The following is a 1,242-nucleotide window of genomic DNA, read 5'->3' as shown; positions in this document are numbered from 1 at the left end:
TTGAACTGCCGCTGAAGGACGTCCTGTTCGGGACGGACGCGGGTCTGCTGGACGAGACGCGGTTCACGCAGCCGGCCCTGTTCGCGGTCGAGGTGGCGCTGTTCCGCCTCGTGGAGAGCTGGGGTGTGAAGCCGGACTTCCTGTCCGGGCACTCGGTCGGTGAGATCGCCGCCGCGCACGTCGCCGGAGTGTTCTCGCTCGATGACGCGTGCGCGCTGGTCGCGGCGCGTGGCCGTCTGATGCAGGCGCTGCCGTCCGGTGGCGTGATGATCGCGGTCCAGGCCTCCGAGGACGAGGTCCTGCCGCTGCTGACGGACCGGGTGAGCATCGCGGCGGTCAACGGGCCGCGGTCGGTGGTCATTGCCGGTGACGAGGATGCGGCGGTGGCCGTCGCGGAGTCGTTCGCCGATCGGAAGTCCAAGCGGCTGACCGTGAGCCACGCCTTCCACTCGCCGCACATGGACGGGATGCTGGAGGACTTCCGCCAGGTGGTCGAGGGGCTGTCGTTCGATGCCCCGCGCATTCAGATCATCTCGAACCTGACTGGCGCCCTCGTCACCGACGAGATGGGCTCGGCCGAGTTCTGGGTGCGGCACGTCCGTGAGGCGGTTCGCTTCCTGGACGGCGTGCGGGTCCTGGAGGCGGCGGGTGTGACGTCGTTCGTGGAGTTGGGGCCGGACGGTGTGCTGTCGGCTCTCGCTCAGGACTGCCTGGCCGGTGACGCGGACGTCGTGTTCGTGCCGGTGCTGCGCGCGGGTCGTGGTGAGGCGGAGACGCTGGTCACGGCCGTGGCGCAGGCACATGCTCGGGGTGTGGAGGCGGACTGGTCCGCCTTCTTCGCCGGTACGGGCGCCCGGTCCGTAGAGCTGCCGACGTACGCGTTCCAGCGGCAGCGGTACTGGCTGCAGCTGACGGGGGCGGTGCGGAGCGGCGCCGGGTATGACGTGGACTCCCGCTTCTGGGACGCGGTGGAGCGCGAGGATGTCGCGTCGCTCGTGGGCACGCTGGCCATGGACGACGAGAACGGCTGGAGTGCGGTTCTGCCGGCCCTGTCGGCGTGGCGTCGTGGCCTGCGGACCCAGTCCGAGGTGGACCGCTGGCGCTACCGGGTGTCGTGGAAGCCGCTGACTGATGCTGCGGCTGCCGGTGTGCGGTTGTCGGGGTCGTGGCTGGTGGTGGTGCCTGCCGAGGGCGTGGATGACGCGCCGGTGGTGGCTGCGCTGGCTGGTCGTGGCGTGGACG

The 1,242-nt window shown here is 70.6% G+C and carries 1 protein-coding gene; it reads left to right on the top strand.

Going from position 1 to position 1,242, the window contains the following annotated elements; genetic code table 11:
• On the top strand, positions 1-1,242 hold a 1,242-nt coding region (locus tag ACFY10_RS55050; protein ID WP_390672987.1), incomplete at both ends, for an acyltransferase domain-containing protein.

Source organism: Streptomyces sp. NPDC001401 (genome assembly GCF_042895385.1).
GTDB lineage: Bacteria > Actinomycetota > Actinomycetes > Streptomycetales > Streptomycetaceae > Streptomyces.
Note: the sequence above shows the minus strand (reverse complement) of the source record. Positions and strands in the feature narration are given on the sequence as shown.